This is a genomic window from Kitasatospora sp. Ki12 (genome assembly GCF_054601375.1).
Genome location: NZ_BAAIHT010000002.1, coordinates 154,162 through 172,357, shown reverse-complemented (window position 1 = coordinate 172,357; position 18,196 = coordinate 154,162). Strand labels below are relative to the sequence as shown.

17 protein-coding genes are annotated in these 18,196 nt (G+C 73.6%); 4 read left to right on the top strand and 13 right to left on the bottom strand.

Annotated features, from left to right (window positions below):
- The first annotated feature begins 86 nt into the window (after nucleotides 1-86).
- Nucleotides 87-575 carry a Uma2 family endonuclease gene (locus ACYP53_RS18490; protein WP_459648128.1) on the top strand — a complete coding sequence of 163 codons (489 nt, stop codon included), beginning with the start codon at nucleotides 87-89 and terminating at the stop codon, nucleotides 573-575.
- Between the two features lie 34 nt (nucleotides 576-609).
- On the opposite strand, the gene ACYP53_RS18485 is transcribed toward ACYP53_RS18490, so the two are convergent.
- The 5 genes from ACYP53_RS18485 to ACYP53_RS18465 all read right to left on the bottom strand — a co-directional run bounded on the left by ACYP53_RS18485 (nucleotide 610) and on the right by ACYP53_RS18465 (nucleotide 5,686).
- Nucleotides 610-1,353 (bottom strand): hypothetical protein, encoded by a 744-nt coding sequence (locus ACYP53_RS18485; protein ID WP_459648127.1) that lies wholly within the window; start codon nucleotides 1,351-1,353, stop codon nucleotides 610-612.
- Nucleotides 1,354-1,415: 62 nt separating this feature from the next.
- On the bottom strand, nucleotides 1,416-2,492 hold the full coding sequence (locus ACYP53_RS18480; RefSeq protein ID WP_459648126.1) for an LLM class flavin-dependent oxidoreductase: 1,077 nt from the start codon (nucleotides 2,490-2,492) through the stop codon (nucleotides 1,416-1,418).
- A 245-nt stretch (nucleotides 2,493-2,737) separates the two neighbouring features.
- Complete coding sequence (locus tag ACYP53_RS18475; RefSeq protein WP_459648125.1) at nucleotides 2,738-3,127, bottom strand: SCO5389 family protein; 390 nt, start codon at nucleotides 3,125-3,127, stop codon at nucleotides 2,738-2,740.
- A gap of 134 nt (nucleotides 3,128-3,261) precedes the next feature.
- Nucleotides 3,262-4,806 carry an MFS transporter gene (locus tag ACYP53_RS18470; RefSeq protein WP_459648124.1) on the bottom strand — a complete coding sequence of 515 codons (1,545 nt, stop codon included), beginning with the start codon at nucleotides 4,804-4,806 and terminating at the stop codon, nucleotides 3,262-3,264.
- A 142-nt stretch (nucleotides 4,807-4,948) separates the two neighbouring features.
- Nucleotides 4,949-5,686, bottom strand: a complete 738-nt coding sequence (locus ACYP53_RS18465; RefSeq protein WP_459648123.1) for a TetR/AcrR family transcriptional regulator — start codon at nucleotides 5,684-5,686, stop codon at nucleotides 4,949-4,951.
- 95 nt (nucleotides 5,687-5,781) lie between these two features.
- Between ACYP53_RS18465 and ACYP53_RS18460 the strand changes: the two genes are divergently transcribed.
- Nucleotides 5,782-6,906, top strand: coding sequence for an FAD-dependent oxidoreductase (locus ACYP53_RS18460; RefSeq protein WP_459648122.1), 1,125 nt, complete (start codon nucleotides 5,782-5,784; stop codon nucleotides 6,904-6,906).
- 51 nt (nucleotides 6,907-6,957) lie between these two features.
- Here the strand turns inward: ACYP53_RS18460 and ACYP53_RS18455 are convergent, their stop codons facing one another.
- The 8 genes from ACYP53_RS18455 to ACYP53_RS18420 all read right to left on the bottom strand — a co-directional run bounded on the left by ACYP53_RS18455 (nucleotide 6,958) and on the right by ACYP53_RS18420 (nucleotide 16,636).
- Nucleotides 6,958-8,175 carry an MFS transporter gene (locus tag ACYP53_RS18455; RefSeq protein ID WP_459648121.1) on the bottom strand — a complete coding sequence of 406 codons (1,218 nt, stop codon included), beginning with the start codon at nucleotides 8,173-8,175 and terminating at the stop codon, nucleotides 6,958-6,960.
- Nucleotides 8,176-8,266: 91 nt separating this feature from the next.
- Nucleotides 8,267-9,466: a cytochrome P450 family protein gene (locus tag ACYP53_RS18450; RefSeq protein ID WP_459648120.1), complete on the bottom strand. Its 1,200-nt coding sequence runs from the start codon at nucleotides 9,464-9,466 to the stop codon at nucleotides 8,267-8,269.
- Between the two features lie 71 nt (nucleotides 9,467-9,537).
- Nucleotides 9,538-10,215, bottom strand: coding sequence for a DUF5825 family protein (locus tag ACYP53_RS18445; protein ID WP_459648119.1), 678 nt, complete (start codon nucleotides 10,213-10,215; stop codon nucleotides 9,538-9,540).
- Nucleotides 10,196-12,124 (bottom strand): RiPP maturation radical SAM C-methyltransferase, encoded by a 1,929-nt coding sequence (locus tag ACYP53_RS18440; RefSeq protein WP_459648118.1) that lies wholly within the window; start codon nucleotides 12,122-12,124, stop codon nucleotides 10,196-10,198. The genes ACYP53_RS18445 and ACYP53_RS18440 overlap by 20 nt, the downstream gene beginning before the upstream one ends.
- A 101-nt stretch (nucleotides 12,125-12,225) precedes the next feature.
- Nucleotides 12,226-12,384, bottom strand: coding sequence for a hypothetical protein (locus ACYP53_RS18435; RefSeq protein ID WP_189922511.1), 159 nt, complete (start codon nucleotides 12,382-12,384; stop codon nucleotides 12,226-12,228).
- Nucleotides 12,385-12,420: 36 nt separating this feature from the next.
- A complete protein-coding gene (locus ACYP53_RS18430; RefSeq protein ID WP_459648117.1) occupies nucleotides 12,421-14,280 on the bottom strand; it encodes an alpha/beta hydrolase family protein in 1,860 nt (619 codons plus the stop codon).
- A 186-nt stretch (nucleotides 14,281-14,466) separates the two neighbouring features.
- Nucleotides 14,467-15,966 (bottom strand): sensor histidine kinase, encoded by a 1,500-nt coding sequence (locus ACYP53_RS18425; protein WP_459648116.1) that lies wholly within the window; start codon nucleotides 15,964-15,966, stop codon nucleotides 14,467-14,469.
- Nucleotides 15,959-16,636, bottom strand: coding sequence for a response regulator transcription factor (locus ACYP53_RS18420; RefSeq protein WP_459648115.1), 678 nt, complete (start codon nucleotides 16,634-16,636; stop codon nucleotides 15,959-15,961). Before ACYP53_RS18420 ends, ACYP53_RS18425 begins: the two co-directional genes overlap by 8 nt.
- Before the next feature lie 139 nt (nucleotides 16,637-16,775).
- Between ACYP53_RS18420 and ACYP53_RS18415 the strand changes: the two genes are divergently transcribed.
- Nucleotides 16,776-17,300 carry a hypothetical protein gene (locus tag ACYP53_RS18415; protein WP_459648114.1) on the top strand — a complete coding sequence of 175 codons (525 nt, stop codon included), beginning with the start codon at nucleotides 16,776-16,778 and terminating at the stop codon, nucleotides 17,298-17,300.
- 59 nt (nucleotides 17,301-17,359) lie between these two features.
- A complete protein-coding gene (locus ACYP53_RS18410; protein WP_459648113.1) occupies nucleotides 17,360-18,160 on the top strand; it encodes a COG4705 family protein in 801 nt (266 codons plus the stop codon).
- Nucleotides 18,161-18,196 lie beyond the last annotated feature (36 nt).

Genomic DNA, 18,196 nt, shown 5'->3' with positions numbered 1-18,196 from the left:
ACCGAACGAGCCCCGATTCTAAGCAAGCGCTTATTCATCTGACCAGGGGCCTGCGCAGAGGAAAGAGCCGAGCGGAAGACCCGCGTATGCTGCGCTCCGTGGAGACGGAGATCATCGAGGGAGTGCCCACCCCGGTGGCGCACTCCTGGGCCCACCAGACCACGGTCGACCTGGTCCGGTTGCAGATCGGCCCGCGACAGCGCGAACTCGGTTTGCGCGCGGGCTCGGGAGACCTCGCCCTCCCGGGGACGGGGGACCGGTACGTGCCCGACCTGGCTGTCGTGCCGCGCGAACTGGCCAAGGCGAAGGGCGCCTTGCTGCCCGACCAGACGGTCCTCGTCGTCGAGGTCACCTCGCCCTCGAACGGCGACACCGACCGGACCGTGAAGCGCCGCTGGTACGCCCAGTTCGGTGCGCCGCTCTACCTGCTGGTGGACCGGCAGGAGCGGGCCTGCACGCTGTTCTCCCAACCCGGCACACTGGGTTACACCCGGCTCGAGGGGCCGCACCCGTTCGGGATCCCGGTGCGGCTTCCCGAGCCGTTCGAACTGGACCTGGACACCACCGAGTTCTGACGCCCCATGGGCCGCCCGGCTGCCGTGGTGGCGGTCAACTCCCGTCGATCACCCGACTGTCGGACGCCCCGAGGGGGTGGCAGGTCCAGTCGATGCGGAGCGGGGTGTCACCGGCGAGGAGGACCGCGTCGACGGCGGAGTACTCCTCGCCCCACGAGCGCGCGTCGTGGCGCTGCCCGCCCCGGGGCTCGGCCCGGACCTCCAGGGGCGGCCGGCTGTCGGCCGGCCGGTACGGGGACGGGTCCCAGCCCGGGGCGGTGAGCAGGCCGGGCCGGTCGGCGGTGGCCTCCAGCCGGGTGTAGAGCAGCCCGCCGACCCGCAGTGCCCCGCTGTGCCAGACCCGGATGCCGTTCTCCCCGCCGCCGGGCGGGTCCAGCGGCGCGGGTTCGGCGACCAGTTCGGCCACCGTGGACGGGGTCACCGCGGCGTCGAGGAAGAGCCCCACCGACCGGGGCAGCAGGGAGTGGTGCACCACGAGCACCGGCCCGCTCCGCTGCGCCACCCGCCCGAACTGGCAGACCACGAACTGGACGCCGTACTCCGGGTCGTCGACGAGCCCGGGCAGCGCCAGCGTGCCGTACGGGCGCCCGGGCACGGTGAGGTAGACCAGCCACGGTGACACGGCCCCGCCGGCGGGCGGCACCGGGCGGTGTTCGAGGGCGAGCACGGTGAGCAGGCCGGCCGGGGTGTCCAGGAGGCCGCCGTGGCTGAGCCGGGTGCCGGGGGTGTCGACGAGTGTCTCGGGCGGGCGCAGCAGGGTGGGGCCGTCGGAGTGCATGGCCGCGAGGGTAGGCGACCTGTCGGTGCGGTCCCCGGCCGCCGCACCGACAGGTCAGCCGGTCAGCCCTCGCCGGGGGCCGCGGCGGGGTGGGCGTCGGCCGGCTGCCAGCCGAGCGCCGGTCCGAGGCGGGTGGCGAGGTCGGTGAGGATCTGGACGTAGTCCTGGTGCTCGAAGCTGAACGGCAGCGCGAAGGCGACCTCGTCGACCTCCCGGTACCCGGCGTGGGCGTGCAGCCGTTCGACGAGTTCCGGGGTGGTGCCGACCAGGTCCGGGGCGAACAGCAGCCGGGCCGGGCCCTGCGGCGCGAGGGTGCGCGGGGTGCGGGAGCGGGCGTACGCCTCGTACCTGGCGCGCTGTTCGGGGGTGGCGGTGTCGGTGGGGATGACCACCAGCCCCTGGGAGACCCGGGCCCGCTCGCCGTCGGGGTGGTGTTCGCGGAAGGCGCGGATCTGGGTGGCCTGGATCGCGGCGAAGTCCGGCTGCGCGTCCGGGGTCGAGGCCCCGTCCTCGCTCTCGGCCTTGACGACGCTGCTGGTGAGCAGGTTGAGCCCCTGCTCGCCGGCCCAGCGGGCGGAGCGCAGGCTGCCGGCGCCGTACCAGAGCCGGGCGGCGAGGCCGGGGGAGTACGGCTGGACGCGGCGGGAGTACACCTCGATGCCCTCGGTGCCGGCGAAGTCGGAGGCGTCCTCGCCGCGGACGAGGGCGAGCAGGCGTTCGGCGCGGCGGGGGCTGAAGTCCTCGGCCCCGGCGGTGTCGGGGTAGAGCGCGTCACGGACGTGCTCGTAGTGGGTGGGCGGGCCGACGCTGAAGCCGGGGTTGAGCCGGCCGCCGGACAGGACGTCCACGGTGGCGAGGTCCTCGGCGAGCCGCAGCGGGTTCTCCCAGCCGAGCGGGGTGACGGCGGTGCCGAGCTGGATGCGGCTGGTGCGCTGGGTGGCGGCGGCGAGGACGGCGACGGGGGAGGAGATCCCGTACTGGAGGTGGCGGTGGCGCAGCCAGGCGCTGTCGAAGCCGAGCTGCTCGCCGAGGGTGATGAGGTCGAGGGTGGACTCGTGGCCGCGGCGCGGGTCCGCCTCGTCGAAGAGCCCGATGGTGAGGAAGCCGAGCCTGCGCAGCGGGCGGGGGTGCGGCGACATGGTGGCGGCTCCGCGGGTGAGGCGGCCCCGGGGAGGGCCGGTCGACTGGTGCCCTCCGAACGTACGCACCGGTGCCCGGGGCCGACAAGATCGGCACACGATCCGGCCACGGCGTCGCAACCGGCCGTAACAAGGCGCAACCGGCCGCAACCAGCCGTAACGGGGCGCAACACGGCGCCACGGGTGCGGGGCCCCGCCCGCCCGGATGGACGCCCGGACGGACGGGGCCCCGCGTCGGTCGGCCGTCAGCAGCTGCGCAGCTCCGGGCTCTGGTTGCGGATCTGGTTGTGCAGCGAGGTGAACTCGCGGTACGCCACGCTGTCCTCGGCGCCGGGCCGGAAGGCGCCGACACGGTGGCAGTTGACGAAGGCGAGCTTCACGCCGAAGTGGTCCTCCAGGCTCCCCCGGATGGCGTTGCTGGCGAGCGCGCGCAGCAGCTGGGCCCGCTCCTCGTCGCTGGGCGTGGTGTTGTCGGTGGTGAACTCCTCGTCACAGGCGGCGAGTTCGGTGCTGAGCCCGGCGACGACCTGGTAGGCGTACGGGAGCGAGGCGCGGACGGTCTCGAGGAAGTCGGCCTCCTCGACGCGGCCCTCCTGGGCCTGGGCGAGGAGGGTGGGGGAGACGTCGAGCGACATGGGTGTCCTCTTTCGGGAGTGCAAAAGGGGGTACGGGGGTTCGGCTGCCGGTGGGCAGCAGCCATCGGCACGCAACGGCTATCGAAGATGAAAACCATTGCAAGAAAGACTCTCCCGGTCCCCATGACGCCCTGTCAAGCACCGCCCCCCGAAGGGCTGACGGCCGTCGGCTCCGGCAGCCGGCGCACCTTGATGACGAGCGCCGCGATGACGACGGCCAGCGCGGCGAAGACCAGGCCCAGCTGGAAGGCGCTGGAGATGCCGTGCACCAGCACCTGCGAGGAGTACGGCTGCGGGAGCTGTCCGGTCGCCTTGAAGCGCAGGGCCTCCTGCGGGGTGGCCTGCTGGAGGAACTTCCCGGCCTGCCGCCGGGCCTCGTCGCGGCTCGCCGTGCCGTACACCGTGACCAGGATCGACAGCCCCAGCGAACCGCCCACCTGCTGGGTGGTGTTGAGCATGCCGGTGGCGGCGCCCGTCTCGTGCGGGGCGACCTTGGAGACGGCGGTGAGCATCACCGGCACGAAGATCGAGCCCATGCCGAAGCCGAACAGCAGGGTCGGGCCGAGGATGCCGCCGACGTAGCTGCTGTTGATGTCGATCCGGCTCGCCCAGGCGACTCCGGTGAGCACCAGGACCGATCCGGTGACCAGGAACGGCTTGGGGCCCCACCGCAGTTGGTTGCGGGCGGCGAACTGGGCGGCGCCGATGATGGCCGCGCTGATCGGCAGGAAGGCGAACCCGGCCCGCAGCGGGCTGAAGCCGAGGATCTCCTGCACGAACAGGGTGATGAAGAAGAAGATGCTGAACATCGCCGCGGCCACGCAGAGCATCAGCCCGTACGCGCCGGAGCGGTTGCGGTCGCGGAACAGGTGCAGCGGGGTGATCGGCTGCGGTACGCGCCGCTCGTTGAGCAGGAAGGCGGCCAGCAGGACGACGGCGAGGCTGAACGCGGTCAGTGTCACCTGGTCCGTCCAGCCGTGCTCGGAGGCGCGGATGAAGCCGTACACCAGCGAGACCATGCCGGCCGTGGCGGTGAACGCGCCGGTCAGGTCGAAGCGGCCGGGGTGGCGTTCGGACTCGTTGATGTAGAGCGGTGCCAGCAGCGCGATCGCGATGCCGATCGGCACATTGACGAAGAACACCCAGCGCCAGGACAGCCAGGACGTCAGCATGCCGCCGAGCAGCAGCCCGATCGCGCCGCCCGCGCCCGCGACGGCCGAGAAGACGCCGAAGGCCCGGTTGCGGTCCGGGCCCTCCTTGAAGTTGGTGGCGATCAGCGCGAGCGCGGTCGGCGAGGCGATGGCGCCGCCCAGCCCCTGCAGGGCCCGCGCGGCCAGCAGCCAGGCGGAGGAGGTCGCGAACCCGCCGAGCAGCGAGGCCAGGCTGAAGACCAGGACCCCGACGACGAACACCCGCCGCCGGCCGAGGATGTCGCCGGCCCGGCCGCCGAGCAGCAGCAGCCCGCCGAAGGTCAGGGTGTAGGCGTTGATGACCCAGGACAGGTCGGTGGTGTTGAATTTCAGCGCCTGCTGGATGTGCGGCAGCGCGATGTTCACGATCGTGATGTCCAGGACGACCATCAGCTGGGTGGCCGCGATGACGGTGAGGGCTATCCCTGGGTGCTGGCCCCGACGTGCGGTCGCGGGCGGAGCCGTGGCCAGGGCACGCGAGGTGGCCATGGCAGGTTCCCCAATGGCTCGGGAGCGAACGACGGGAGGGGGACGGATTCGTTCACCTCCACCGACAGTAGCCCTGGGAGATAGGGAACACAACCGTTCATTACGGAAATGCCCGTGCTTTCCGGTCCCGGTGTTCCCGGGGTCAGTCGGATGCGGGCCGCAGGTTGTTGATGAGCTGGCCGAGGGCGAACTCGAAGCGGTCGGGTCCGGTGCCGGAGACCAGCTCGGCGGCGTGGCGTCGCGTCTGCGGGAATTCCTCGGCGGGCAGCGCGGTGAAGCGGTCCAGCAACTCCTCGTGGCTGAGCACCCATTCCTGGTCCTGCTCCTGGCCCTGGTGCCGGCGCCGTTGCCGGACCAGTGACTGCTCCAGTGCGTAGGCGCTGACGTAGAGGGACAGCGCGTCGCGGGCCCATCCGGCCGTCCTCGGGTCGACGCCGCCCGCGAGCAGGATCGCCAGGATCCCTTCGCCGACCCGCAGCGTTTCCAGGTGGGTCGGCACCATGGCCAGCGCGGCGCGCGACACTCCGGGGTATTCCAGGTACAGGTCGCGGATCTGGGTGTACACCCCGACCAGCTGCTCGCGCCAGGCGGCCGGGTCCGGTGCGGGGAGGACGACCTCGGAGTAGAGCCTGCCGATCAGCAGGTCGTCGATGTCGTCCTTGTTGACGATGTGCGCGTACAGCGACGACGGTCCGGTGCCGAGCACGGCGGCGACCCGGCGGATGGTCAGCGCGTCGTACCCCTCGGTGGCGACGACTTCCAGGGCGGCGTCGGTGATCCGTTCGACGGTGATCGGCTTCTTGCGCGGTGCCGGCGCGGCGACCTCCGCTGCGGGTCGGGCGTGGCGGGCTGCGCGGCGCTGGCGGGGATCGGCGGACATGCCGACCACCCTACCTTGACACGATCTAAGTTCGTTCCGTAGAACTTAGATCGTCAGAACGAACTAAGTTCGTATCGATCTCGCGGAGGTGTGTGATGCGGGTTTCCGTCGTCGGAGCCGGTCTGGGAGGTCTGGCTCTCGCGCAGGGTCTGCGTGGTGCCGGGATCGAGGCCGACGTTTTCGAGCGCGACCCGGGGATCGCCGCCCGGTTCCAGGGCTACCGGCTCGTGCTGAACCGGACCGGCTTCCAGGCGGTGCGCGACTGCCTGCCGACGCGCTGGCACCCGCTGCTGGACGAGATCGTCATGGAGGCCTCCGCCGAGCAGCTGATCCTAGACCCGCGGCTGAACGAGATCGGCAGGCTCGGCGCGGGCCGGACCGGCCTCGTGGTCGACCGGCAGGTGCTGCGACACCTGTTGCTGACCGGCCTGACCGTGCACACCGACGCCGCGTTGACCGGCTACGAGGTGACGGCCGACGGCACGGTCCGAGCCCGGTTCGACCGCCGCGACCCGGCCACCGCCGACCTGCTCGTCGGCGCGGACGGTGTCACCTCCGCCGTCCGCGCGGTCCTCTCGCCGCAGACCACCCTGACCGACACCGGCGTCCGGTTCGTCATCGGCCGCACCCCGCTGACCGAGGAGTTCGCCGGCCTGTCCAAGGCCTACGGCTCGAAGATCACCGGCGACGGCGTCAGCCTGCTGCTCGGCGCGATGCGCTTCCGCACCCCGCCGAAGCAGGCCGCCGAACAGCTGGCCCCCGACGTCACGCTGCCCGACATCGGCGACTACGTACGCTGGGCCATGATCCTCCCGCCCAACGGCTCACCGGAGAACCTGACCGCGCAGGACGCCGTGCTGTCCAGGACGGAAGGCTGGCACCCGCAACTGCGCGCGCTGATCGAGCAGGCCGACCCGGACAACAGCACACTGCTGTCCATCCGGGTGGTCAAGCCCGGCCGGCGCTGGGCGCCTGGCCCGGTCACGCTCCTCGGCGACGCGATCCACGCCACCTCCCCGACCGGCGGCAACGGCGCCAACACCGCGCTGCGCGACGCCGACCTGCTGCGCCGCCGCCTGATCGAGGCCGACGAAGGCCGCCGGGATCTGCCCGGCGCGGTCGACGACTACGAGCGGCAGATGTTCGAGTACGGCGCCGAGGCCGTGCGCAGCAGCCTCGAGAAGCTGCCCGCCTTCGCCCCCGAAGCGAAGCTGTCCTGAGGCCGACACTCCGCGTGGGCGGCGGTGCGTCCACCAACCGGGGCCGTGGCCTCAGAGTTCGCGGATCTCACGCCTGGTCAGCGCGTACCCGAACGCGCCCAGCAGGCAGAGTCCGGTCGTCGCGAACACCCCCCGGCTCCCGAACGCGTCCACCGCCGCGCCGGCCGCGATCACCGAGAGCGGGAAGACGCCCAGGCCGCAGAAGGTGATCGCCGCCATGACCCGGGCCAGCAGCGCGGGCGGGGTGCTCTTCTGCACGCCGGTGACGACCAGGACGTTGGTCACCGTGCTGGCGCCGCCGGCCACGGCGAGCAGCAGTACGGCGCCGACGAGACCGGTGAACGGCACCAGGCCGATCGCCGCCCCCATGACCAGGCCGGAGCGCATCGCCGTACGGCCCCGCGAGCGGACCTCGGTGAGACCGGCCGCGAACAGGCCGCCGACCAGCGCGCCGCCGGTGAACGCGGCCAGCAGCACGCCCAGGCCGACGGCGCCGGCGGCGAAGCCCTGGGTGGCCAGGGTCGGCAGGGCGACCCGGGTGGCGCCGCCGACCGTCAGGTTCGCGATCACCGTCACCGTGAGCACCGCGCGCAGCAGCGGCGACTCCCGCAGCAGGCCGCGGAAGTTCCTGGGTACGGAGGCACGTTCGGAGACCGGGTTGGGCGGTGCGACGGCGCTGCCGCGACCGATCAGCAGCAGCGTCGCCGTCGACACGGCGAAGGTCGCCGCGTCCAGGCCCAGTGCGGCGGCGGGGTCCAGCCAGGCGACCAGCGGGCCGGCCGCCGCCGGACCGAGCAAGCCCGCTCCGAAGGTGACCGTGCTGTTCAGCGCGTTGCCCGCGTGCAGGTCCTCGGCGGGCAGCAGGGTCGGGGTGATCGCCCAGGCGGCCGGCAGGAACACCCCCGCGCCGAGGCCGACCAGCAGGGCGAGGCCGCCGATCAGCCAGAAGTCGGCGGCCCCGCCGGCGGCGACCGCGCAGAGCCCGGCGGTGGCGAGCAGCCGGCCGAGGTCGGCGGTCAGCATCACCCGCCGGGCGCCGTAGCGGTCGGCGAGGATCCCACCGAGCGGGGTGGCGGCCAGCCGGCCCGCGCCGTAGGCGGCGATCACCAGGCTCAACTGGCGGGCGCCTCCGCCGAGGGAGTAGACCAGCAGCGGCAGGGCGACCACCTGGAACGCGTTGCCGAACTCCGAGGTGGCCTGCCCGATCACCAGCAGCCGGTAGCCGCGCGAACGCAGCGGGGCGACGCCGATCCGGGGGCGGAACCGCAACAGCCCCGCCGCGCGGCCCGCCCGGGGGCTGTCCGTCCCCGCGTCGCCTGCTCCCGCGTCGCCTGCTCCCGCGCTACCGGCTCCCGTACTGCTAGCCATGGAGCGAGACCGGCAGCGACTCCAGGCCGCGCAGCATGATCGTGTTGCGCCAGGGCAGGGTCTCCTCGGCGGCGGCCAGTTCGATCCGCGAGAAGCGTTCGAGCAGGCCGGTCAGCGCGACCTCGCTCTCCAGCTTGCCGAGGAAGGAGCCGAGGCACCGGTGCAGGCCCTGCCCGAAGGCCAGGTGGCCCGGATCGCCGCGGTCCAGGATCAGCCGGTCGGGCTCGGTGAAGCGTGCTGGGTCCCGGTTGGCCGCGCCGAGCGAGAGCAGCACCAGTTCGTCCGCCGGGATCTCGACGTCGTCGACCATCACGTCGGCGTTGGTGAACCGCAGCGTGGCCATGCTCACCGGGGACTCGTAGCGCAGGAACTCGTCGATCGCGACCGGCATCGCCGCCGGGTTGGCGCGCAGCCAGGCGAGCTGGTCGGGGTGGTGGAGCAGGGCCAGGGTGGCGGTGCCGAGCAGGTTGACGGTGGTCTCGTGGCCGCCGATCAGCAGCAGGAAGACCATCGAGAACACCTCCTGCTCGGTGAGTTCACCGGCGTCGCAGGCCTGGACCAGGTCGGTGAGGATGTCCGTGCTCGGCGTCGCCCGCCGGGCCGTCATCAACTCCCTGAGGTAGTCGTTGAGTTCGGCGGTGGCCTGGCCGAAGGTCATCTCGCCGCCCTGGGTGAGGATCGCGGTCGACCAGGTGCGGAAGGCCCGCATGTCCTCCGGGGGGAAGCCCAGCAGCTCGCAGATGATCATGATCGGCAGCGGGAAGGCGAAGTCCGTGACCAGGTCGGCGCTCTCCCGCCCGTGCAGCCCGTCCAGCAGGCCGCCGGCGATGCGCTCGACCAGCGGCCGCATCAGGTCGACCCGCCGGCGGGTGAAGACGCCCTGGATCAGGCGGCGCAGCCGGGTGTGGTCCGGCGGGTCGCTGTTGAGCATGTGGACGACCTCCGAGCCGAGCGTCAGGCCGGCGCCCCGTCCGCTCGCGATGGCCTGGCTGCGGCGGACGTCCTGCCCGAAGCGCGGGTCCATCAGTGCGGCCCGGACGTCCTCGTAGCGCGTCACCAGGTAGACCGGCAGGCCCTCGCCGAACTCCACGGTGGAGACCGCGCCGGCCTCCCGGATCCGGGCGAGCGTGGGGTAGGGGTCGCGGATGAAGGCGGACATCCGCGCGGCGGCGTCGTCGACCGCGGTGCTCATGGTTCCCTCCTCGGGCTCGAAACTCTCACGGCTGCACGGCCACCCGACCGGGCGGCTACGCGGCCACGCGGCTACACCGTCAGCGACGGGAAGGGCCAGCGGCGCACCCGCATGGGCAGGAACCACGCGCGGCCCGCCTGTTCGGCGATCAGGCCGGCCTCGGCGAGGTCCCGGTGGACGGCGTCCGGCAGCAGGCCGGCCTCGACGCCCTCGGCCAGCGCGTCCAGCTGCGCCAGGTGGCCCGGCTCGTCGATGGTGAACAGTTCCAGCGTCCCGAACCGGCGGTCGCGCACCTCGACGAAGCCGGGGCCGCGCCGGAAGACGCACTTGCTCGGGAAGTACGTGGCGCGCCAGTCGGCGAGGACGTCCTCCGTGCCGCCGCCGGTCAACCGCTCCGGCGGGTACAGGTGGTGGAACCGGCGCCGGGCCGCGCAGCCGTCCGTGCAGACCGCCCGCCAGAGCACGGCCAGCCCCTGCCCGGTCGCCTCGCGCAGCAGCATCAGCGCCCGCGCGGACGCCGCCGGCGCGTCCGCGCAGAGCCGCACCGGCTCGGTCAGCCGCAGGCAGCGGACCCCGGCGCGGTGCAGCTCGGTGACCTCCGTCTGCGCCGGGCCGGGCAGGGTGCGGCGACCGAGCGCGTAGTCCGGCAACTCCCGTGCCGCGGGGTCGTAGTCGAGCCAGAGCTCGACCTCGGGGCCGGCCGCGCGCCAGGCGGCGGCACCGGTCCGTTCAGCCGATCGGGACGGCATCGGGCACCTCCTCGGTGCGGGGACGGGCACCGGCCGGGCCGTGCCGGTGCTGCATCCGCATCAGCACCTGGTTGTCGGACTCGACGGCGACCTGCAGGTAGCTGTCCCCGTCGTGGAACAGCAGCCCCAGCGCGGTGAAACGCTCCAGCACCGGCTCGACCGCCGCCGCGCCGCCGGGGACCTTGGCGGCCAGCGCGGCGGTCGAGCGGGGCTGGGCCAGCAGCCGGAAGGCGGCGAGCTCCGCCGGACCGGTCAGCTCGACCACCCGCCAGTCGTACCCGGGGCGGGTGTTGACGAGCACGATCCGTCCGCCCGCGTCCCGGTAGCTGAGCCGGCTGTCGGGGAACCGCGCGAGCCAGGTGTCCACGGCGGTGCTCAGCCGCTCCGCGAGGTCGCCGCCGATCCCGCGCGGTGGCGCGGTGAACACGTAGGCCAGTTCGTTCAGTTCGCTCTCCGGCAGGCGGTAGGTCGCGCGGTACTGGAAGGCAGGCCGGGTGATCGCGAAGCCCAGCTCGGGGCGGTCGAAGTACGGGCTGAACCGCTCGATCGCGATCCGGCCCGCTCCGGTCGGCGGGTCCAGGTGGTGCAGCACGGGCAGTTGGCGGATCACCGACTCGTAGTCGGCGGGCTGCTCGCCCGGGAAGCCGTAGAGGTAGTTCCACGTCACCGAGACCCCGGCGCTCTGGGCGTCCCGCAGCGCGCGGACGTTCTGGCAGCCGGTGACCCCCTTGTCCATGATCCGCAGTACCCGGGTGCTCAGACTCTCGATGCCGGGCTGCACCTGGGCCGCGCCCGAGTCGCCGAGGAGCTGGAACTGGTGGCGGCGCAGGTTGGCCTTGATCTCGAAGTGCAGCCGCAGATCGACCGGGAGCTCGGCCAGCGACTTCAGGACGGTGTCGAAGTAGCCCATGTCCAGGATGTTGTCGACCACGTAGACGTCCAGCAGCTGGTGGCGTTCGACGAGCGTGAGCACCTCGGCGAGGAAGTCCGCGGGCGGCTTGGAGCGGAACTCCATCGAGGAGCCGTTGAGCCCGCAGAAGGTGCAGTGGTGCTTCTCGCCCCACCAGCAGCCGCGGGAGCCTTCGAGGACGAGTTTGGGATCGACCCAGCCGGCCGCGACGGAGGCGTCGAGCCGCTCGAAGAAGCCGTCGTAGCGTGGCGCGAGGATCGCCGCCGGCGGCAGCGGACGTGTCGTCATCGCGTTGGCCGTCGACGTGCCGGAGCCGTCGCGCCAGCACAGCCCGGGGACGGCGGAGAGGTCGCCGCCCTCCAGGAGGCCCGCCAGGAGCGCAGGGAAGGCGGCCTCGCCCTCGCCGCGCACCACGAAGTCCAGGAAGGGGAAGTTGCGGTGCAGCGCGGCGCCCTGCGGGCCGTCGCAGTTCGCGCCGCCGAACACCGTGCGCACCTGCGGGCACCGTTGCTTGAGCAGCCTGGCGGCGGCGAGGCTCGCGGTGTTCTGCTGGAAGGTGGTGGTGAAGCCGACCAGGTCCGGCGGGTCGGCGGCGAGTTCCTCGACCAGGCGGGCGATGAACACGGGGGCGAGCGCGCGGGTGGCCCGGGTCAGTGCGATCTCCTGCTCGCTCGCACCGCTGGTGGCCAGGTACGCGAAGTAGCCCGCGAACCCGGCGTCCGCGTCGCCCTCGCCGTCACTGCCGTCGCCGTCGTCGCCGTACAGCGCACCGGCGAACGCCCAGTCGCCCGCGCCCTGGAAGTAGGACTTCTCGGAGAAGTACTGGTAGTCGTCCACGCCGAAGCCCGCGGTCTCGGCCGCCCAGTCCACGAAGTCCAGGTTGGCGTACCGCACGTCGACCTGATGGCCGGCGCGTTCGGCGGCGGTGTGCAGGATCCCGAGCGCCAGCGACGGCACGTCGATCGCGCCCCAGGGCATGTGCAGCAGGACGATACGCATGGTGGCCACTTCTGTCGTTCGCCGGCGGTCGGTTGGTGTTCGCGGTTCGGTCGGAGAGGTGTCGCTCCGGGGTGCCGAGGGCGCCCCGGAGCGACGGCGGGTCACTTCTTCGCTTCCGGCTTCGGCTTCGGCTGCCCCTTGAGGGCGGGCGCGACCGGTGCGGCCTTTGTGATGTCGAGCGCGAAGTTCTGGACTATCACGGCGCCCCGGTCACGCTCCGGGGTGCTGATCGGGTCGCTCTGAATGCTGCGTCGCTTCATGGCTGTTCACCTCCTTCCAACGGATCGGCGGGTGCCTCAGGGCGGTCGCCCCGAGGTGTCCGGGGGGAGCGGCGCCGGCCAGGCGTGTCCGGCGAACCGGACCATCGCGGCCAGCACCGATCGGTGGTCGGCGGTACGGCGGCTGTAGTGGCCGCCGTCCACCCAGAGCAGCTCGTGCGGCACCGCCAGCCGGCGCAGGTCGTCGGCGTAGCCGGCCACCTGCTCGGGCGGGCAGCGCTCGTCGGTCCGCGAGGCGACCAGCAGGACGGGCGAGCGGACCTGGCGCACGTACGCTCGCGGGTCGGCGGCGCGGTAGCGCTCGGGGACCTCGTCCGGGGTCCCGCCGAAGAGCTGCCGGTCGAGCTCGCGCAGTGCGGGGGTGGTGGTGCGGTAGGCGGCGGGGTAGTCCGCGATCGGCTGGGCGGCCATGCCGAGTGACCACAAGTCCGGCTGTGCGCCCAGCGCCAGCAGGGTCAGGTAGCCGCCCCACGAGAACCCGCAGAGGCCGGTGCGCTCCGCGAGCGCCGTACCGTCGGCGACCAGCTCCGCGCGGACGGCGGCCAGGTCCTCGATCTGGGCCAGCCCGACCCGGTGGCCGTACTCGTGCTGCCAGCGGGCGCCGTAACCGGTGGAGCCGCGGTAGTTGGTGCGCACCACCGCGTAGCCCTGGTCCACCAGGGCGTTCACCCGGGGGTCGTAGGAGTCACGGTCGTGGGTGGCGGGGCCGCCGTGGACCAGGAAGAGGGTCGGCCACGGGCCCTGGCCGGCCGGGGTGCTGACGAAGCTGTGGATCGGCCCGTACGGTCGGGGCGTCCAGCGCCGGCTGCGGGAGATGTCGCCCCGGTCCGCTTCGAGGTCGGGCGCCACCGAGGTGCCGGGGCGCAGGACCAGCGGGCGGGGCGGTGTCGACTCCCGGCTCCAGACGCAGTGCAGGGTGCCGTCCGGGGCGCACGACAGGTCGTGGATCGTGCCACCGGGCGTGCTGATCTCCCGGGTCGGAGGACTCTGCTCCGACGGACCGTGCCCCGCCGGTCGTCGGCCGACCGTTCCCGGCCCCGCGGTCCCTTGCCTTTTCGGAGCCCGCCCCGCCGCCGGGTCGAGGTCGGCGAGGAGCAGCCGGCTCCGACCGGCCCGCTCGTGCTGGATCAGCACCCCGCGCGGCCCCTGGTACCAGCCGGCCGATATCTGCGAGTCGAAGGACAGCCCCGGGTACCCGGTCAGTCCCGCGCCCGCCCGCCAGGTCGCGACGGTGTACCGCTCGTCCTCCTCGACCACCACCAGCAGCTCCGGTTCGAGTGCGGCGAGCGGGTTGAACTCGATCGGCCAGAGCCGCCGTCGGCGGTGCCCGGCGAGCCGCAGTGGGCCCGCCGCCCGGGCGTCCGCGGGTAACAGGACCACCGCGTCGTCCCCGTCGGGGCGCCCGCCGAGGGCGAGCAGCCGACCGTCCGGGGACAGGTCGGCCAGGCTCAGGTACCCGGGGGCCGAACCGATCAGCCGGGCCTCGCCCCCGGGCGGTCCGAGGTAGCAGTGCGAGCCGCCGTCGACACCGACCGCCACCGCGGCGAGCGCGCCCGTCCGGTCGAAGGCGACGCCGTACGCCCGCCCGCGCGGCACGCCGTGCAGCGCCTCGCCGCCCGAGCCGCCCGAGCCGCCCGCGAACGGCTCGCGCCGCCACCGGCCCTCCCCGGCACCGTCGGCGTCGAACCACCAGATGGCGTCGCCGTCCGGCTCGATCTCGCTGAGGTGGACGCCCTCGGGCCGGTCGGTGACCACCCGGCGCCGCCCGGTCCCCAGGTCCCAGGCCACCGCCTGCCAGCGCTCGTCGACGAGCCGCGTCTCGACCGCGCGGTCGCCCGCCAGCGCGGCGAAACCGGGGGACTGGAACGCCTGCGTCACGGGCCCGGCCCTTCCGGCTCGATGGGGGGAACAGAGCGCGCTGAACGTCCCGAGACCGGCGAACCGGTGTGAAGAACCGGTGAACCGGCGTGAAGAAAAGGCCACTTGTGGAGGAGTGCGGCCACTCTAGGGGGGTGTCGTGGCCACGAACAGACCTTTCGCACGGTTGGCCGAAAAGGCTGCGTCCTACGGCCCGACGTCGGCCCGTGCGGGGAGCCGGGTCCGGAAGGTGGTTGCCCCGGGAGTGTCGAGGACGGTGAGGGTCCCGCCGTGGACGGTGGCGATGTCGCGGGCGATCGGGAGGCCGAGGCCGGTGCCGCCGTCGTCGCGGCTGCGGGCGTCGTCGAGGCGGGCGAAGCGCTCGAAGATCTTCTCCCGGTCGGCGGGGTCGATCGGGGGGCCGTCGTTGGCGACGTCGAGGAGGGCCTGCCCGGTGGCCCGGTCGAGGCGGAGGGTCACGGTGACGCGGTGTCCGGCGTGGCGTTGGGCGTTGTCGAGCAGGTTGGTCAGCAGGCGGCCCAGCCACAGGGGGTTCCCGTGGACGGCGACCGGCGCGGGTGCGTGGACGGTGACCGGGTGGGGCTCGTGGCCGCGGGCCGCGACGGTGGCGCGGACGAGGTCGGTGAGGTCGACGGGTTCGTGGGGCCAGTCGTGGCCCGTGGCGTCGAGGCGGGCGAGCAGCAGGAGGTCGGTGGCGAGGGTCTGGAGCCGTTCGGTGTCCTCCAGGGCGCCGGCCACCAGGCCGCCGCGGATGTCCGGGTCGGGGTGGGTGCGGGCGACTTCGAGCTGGGTGCGCAGGACGGTGAGGGGGCTGCGCAGTTCGTGGGAGGCGTCGGCGATGAAGCGGCGTTGGCGGGCCCCGGCGGCCTCCAGCCGTTCGAGCATGGCGTTCATGGTGCCCGCGAGGCGGGCGATCTCGTCGTCGCTGCGGGGTTCGGGGACGCGGCGGTCCAGGTCGCGGTCGCCGATGGCGGCCACCTCGGCGCGGATGGCTTCCACCGGGCGGAGGGCCCGGCCGGTCGCGCGCCAGGTGAGGGCGCCGACGGTGAGCAGCAGGACGGCGCTCAGGGCGGCGAGCGCGGCGGTGGTGAGGTCCTCGGCGGCGTCGACGGTGCGCAGCGACGCGCCGACGTGGATGGTGACGGGGCCGGTGGGGGTGGCGGCGGTGACCGTGGTGACGCGCTGGTGGTGCTCGTCGCCCAGGGCGCCGAGGTTGAAGGTGGTGTGGCCGTCCCGGCGGTGGGCGGGTGTGAGGGGGGAGTGGCCGGCGAGGTTCTGGCTGGCGGAGACGACCCGGCCGTTCGCGTCCACGACCTGGATGAAGTCGGTGCCGTGGTCGAGCGGGAGCGGGCTGGCGAGGTGTCCGTCGGTGGCGAGCCGGGCGACGGCCAGGGCCTGTTCGCGGGCGCCGGTTTCGACGGTGCGTTCCAGGTTGGCGCGCAGCAGGAGGACGACGGCGGCCGAGGCGACGGCGAGGACCACGGCGACGCTGAGGCAGGCAGCGAGGGTGGTGCGGGCGCGGACCGAGCGCGGGGTCAGCCGGTCGGCGAGGGCCGCGAGACGCGGGTGCCGGTCGAGGCGGCGGTGGGCGGCCGCGCGGACGCGGGCGGCGACGCGGGCGAGGGGGCGGCCGGGGACGCTGGCGAGCGGGCGGCCGAGGGTACGGCCGGGGGTGCGGTCAGCCACCGTCGGCCGCCAGCCGGTAGCCGGCGCCGCGCACGGTCTGCACCGCCGCCCGCCCGTAGGGGGTGTCGATCTTGCGGCGCAGGGCGCTGACGTGGACCTCGACGGTGTTGGGGTCGCTGTCGAGGGCGCTGTCCCAGACCGCGTCGAGGATCTCGCGCTTGGAGACGGCTTCGCCGGCCCGGCGGGCGAGGTGGTCGAGGATGGCGAACTCGCGGGGTGTGAGGGCGATGGCGGTGCCATCCCGGGTGCAGGTGCGGGCGGCGGAGTCGACGACGAGGTCGCCCAGGACGGTGCGCCTGGGCGCGCGGCTGCCGATGCGGCGGGCGAGTGCCTTGAGGCGGGCGACGAGGACGACGAAGGAGAACGGCTTGGACAGGTAGTCGTCGGCGCCGGTGTCCAGTGCCTCGGCCTCGTCCCATTCGCCGTCCTTGGCGGTGAGCATCAGGATGCCGACGTCGCTGCCCGAGGCCCGCAGGCGTGAGCACACCCGGTAGCCGTTCAGGCCGGGCAGCATGATGTCGAGGACGACCACGTCGTAGGCGTGGTCCGTGGCCTTCGCCAGGCCGGTCAGCCCGTCGTGGGCCAGGTCGACGGTGAAGCCCTCCGCGGCCAGCCCGAGCTGAAGGGCTTGGGCCAGCCGACGTTCGTCCTCCACCACCAGTACGCGCATACCCACCAGGGTGGCAGGTCCCGGCGGCGGGGAGCTGAAGACCCCTTCAGGTCTTCAGCCGATCTTCAGCAACGCCCGGACATGCTGAGGCCATCGCCCGGGAACGGTCCCGGGCCGTTCGAGGAGAGGGGTGGGTACCGTGAGCGAGCCCATGGAGGCCGGGGAGCCGCTGGAGCCGCAGAAGGCCTCGGGCCGGACGCGTACGGGTCTGGGGCGGGCCGGGCGCTGGGTGCGTCGGCGCTCCGGGCGCTGGGTCGCGGTCGGCGCGGCGGTGGTCGTGCTCGGGGGCGGCGCCGTGGCGGTGGCGGTTCACCATCACGAGGGCGAGGGCCACGGTGACCGCAAGCTCGCGGGTGAGCGCGAGCGGCCCGACGGCCGGGACGGCCATGAGCGTGGTGCGCACCACCGGGGCGGCCACGGAGAGCACGGGCAGGACGCGCACGGCGCGCCGGCGCCGCTGCCGGCGACCGGTGCGGGTGACGCGGTGGCCAAGGCCTCCTCGGCGGTGCCCGGTGGCAAGGTCGAGTCGCTGTCCCCGGCCACCGAGCAGGGCGGCGGCCGCGCCTGGCAGGCCGTGGTCGTCGGTCCGGACGGTGTGCGACACCTGGTGACCGTCGACGGCACCGACGGCACGGTCACCGGCAACACCGTCCTGGGCGGTTGACCCACCCGTCCCGTCGGCGCGGCCCCGGGCCGCGCGTCATCGAAAGGAGCGCCGTCGTCTTGGGCGCCACGACAATCCCCCAGCGGACGCATCCGGGTCAGGGCGCGTCCGCCGGGCCCGCCTGGAGCAAGGTCCCGCAGGTCACGGCGGTGTTCTGGGTGGTCAAGATCCTCACCACCGGGATGGGCGAGACCACCTCCGACTACCTGGCCCGGGTGCTGGGGCCGGTGCCGGCCGTCGGCTCGGCCGCCCTGCTGCTGGCGGCCGTGCTGTTCGCCCAGGCCCGTACCCGCCGCTACGTCCCGGTCGTGTACTGGGCGGCGGTGGTCATGGTCAGCGTGTTCGGCACCATGGCGGCCGATGTCGCGCACGTCGCGCTCGGCGTGCCGTACGCCGTGTCCGCGGTGGCGTTCGCCGTAGCCCTCGCCCTGGTGTTCGTCCTGTGGCGGCGCACCGAGGGGACCCTCGCGGTGGAGACGGTCGCCGGCGGGCGCCGTGAGGTCTTCTACTGGTGCGCGGTGATGGCCACCTTCGCGCTCGGTACCGCCGTCGGTGACCTGACCGCGGCCACCCTGGGCTGGGGCTACCTGCCCTCCGGGCTGCTGTTCGCCGCGCTGATCGCGCTGCCGGCACTCGCCCACCGGCTGTCCGGCCTCTCGCCCGTCCTCACGTTCTGGTGGGCCTACGTCCTCACCCGGCCGCTGGGCGCCTGCTTCGCCGACTGGGCCGGGGTCAGCCACGAGCGCGGCGGCCTCGACCTCGGCACCGGCCCGGTCAGCCTCACGCTCGCCGTGGTCATCGTGGCGGCCGTGGTGTGGCTGACCACGGCCGAGCGCCGCGAACCCCGAGCATTGGCCTGAGGACCGCCCCTTCACCCGCCCGGCCAAGCCGCCCGG

Excerpts from the sequence above, each read along its gene's own strand:
- ACYP53_RS18480 (WP_459648126.1), bottom strand. The coding sequence starts at position 2,492 with ATGTCGCCGCACCCCCGCCCGCTGCGCAGGCTCGGCTTCCTCACCATC.
- ACYP53_RS18460 (WP_459648122.1), top strand. The coding sequence starts at position 5,782 with ATGCGGGTTTCCGTCGTCGGAGCCGGTCTGGGAGGTCTGGCTCTCGCG.
- ACYP53_RS18445 (WP_459648119.1), bottom strand. The coding sequence starts at position 10,215 with ATGCCGTCCCGATCGGCTGAACGGACCGGTGCCGCCGCCTGGCGCGCG.
- ACYP53_RS18485 (WP_459648127.1), bottom strand. The coding sequence starts at position 1,353 with ATGCACTCCGACGGCCCCACCCTGCTGCGCCCGCCCGAGACACTCGTC.
- ACYP53_RS18470 (WP_459648124.1), bottom strand. The coding sequence starts at position 4,806 with ATGGCCACCTCGCGTGCCCTGGCCACGGCTCCGCCCGCGACCGCACGT.
- ACYP53_RS18475 (WP_459648125.1), bottom strand. The coding sequence starts at position 3,127 with ATGTCGCTCGACGTCTCCCCCACCCTCCTCGCCCAGGCCCAGGAGGGC.
- ACYP53_RS18450 (WP_459648120.1), bottom strand. The coding sequence starts at position 9,466 with ATGAGCACCGCGGTCGACGACGCCGCCGCGCGGATGTCCGCCTTCATC.
- ACYP53_RS18465 (WP_459648123.1), bottom strand. The coding sequence starts at position 5,686 with ATGTCCGCCGATCCCCGCCAGCGCCGCGCAGCCCGCCACGCCCGACCC.
- ACYP53_RS18440 (WP_459648118.1), bottom strand. The coding sequence starts at position 12,124 with ATGCGTATCGTCCTGCTGCACATGCCCTGGGGCGCGATCGACGTGCCG.
- ACYP53_RS18420 (WP_459648115.1), bottom strand. The coding sequence starts at position 16,636 with ATGCGCGTACTGGTGGTGGAGGACGAACGTCGGCTGGCCCAAGCCCTT.
- ACYP53_RS18435 (WP_189922511.1), bottom strand. The coding sequence starts at position 12,384 with ATGAAGCGACGCAGCATTCAGAGCGACCCGATCAGCACCCCGGAGCGT.
- ACYP53_RS18490 (WP_459648128.1), top strand. The coding sequence starts at position 87 with ATGCTGCGCTCCGTGGAGACGGAGATCATCGAGGGAGTGCCCACCCCG.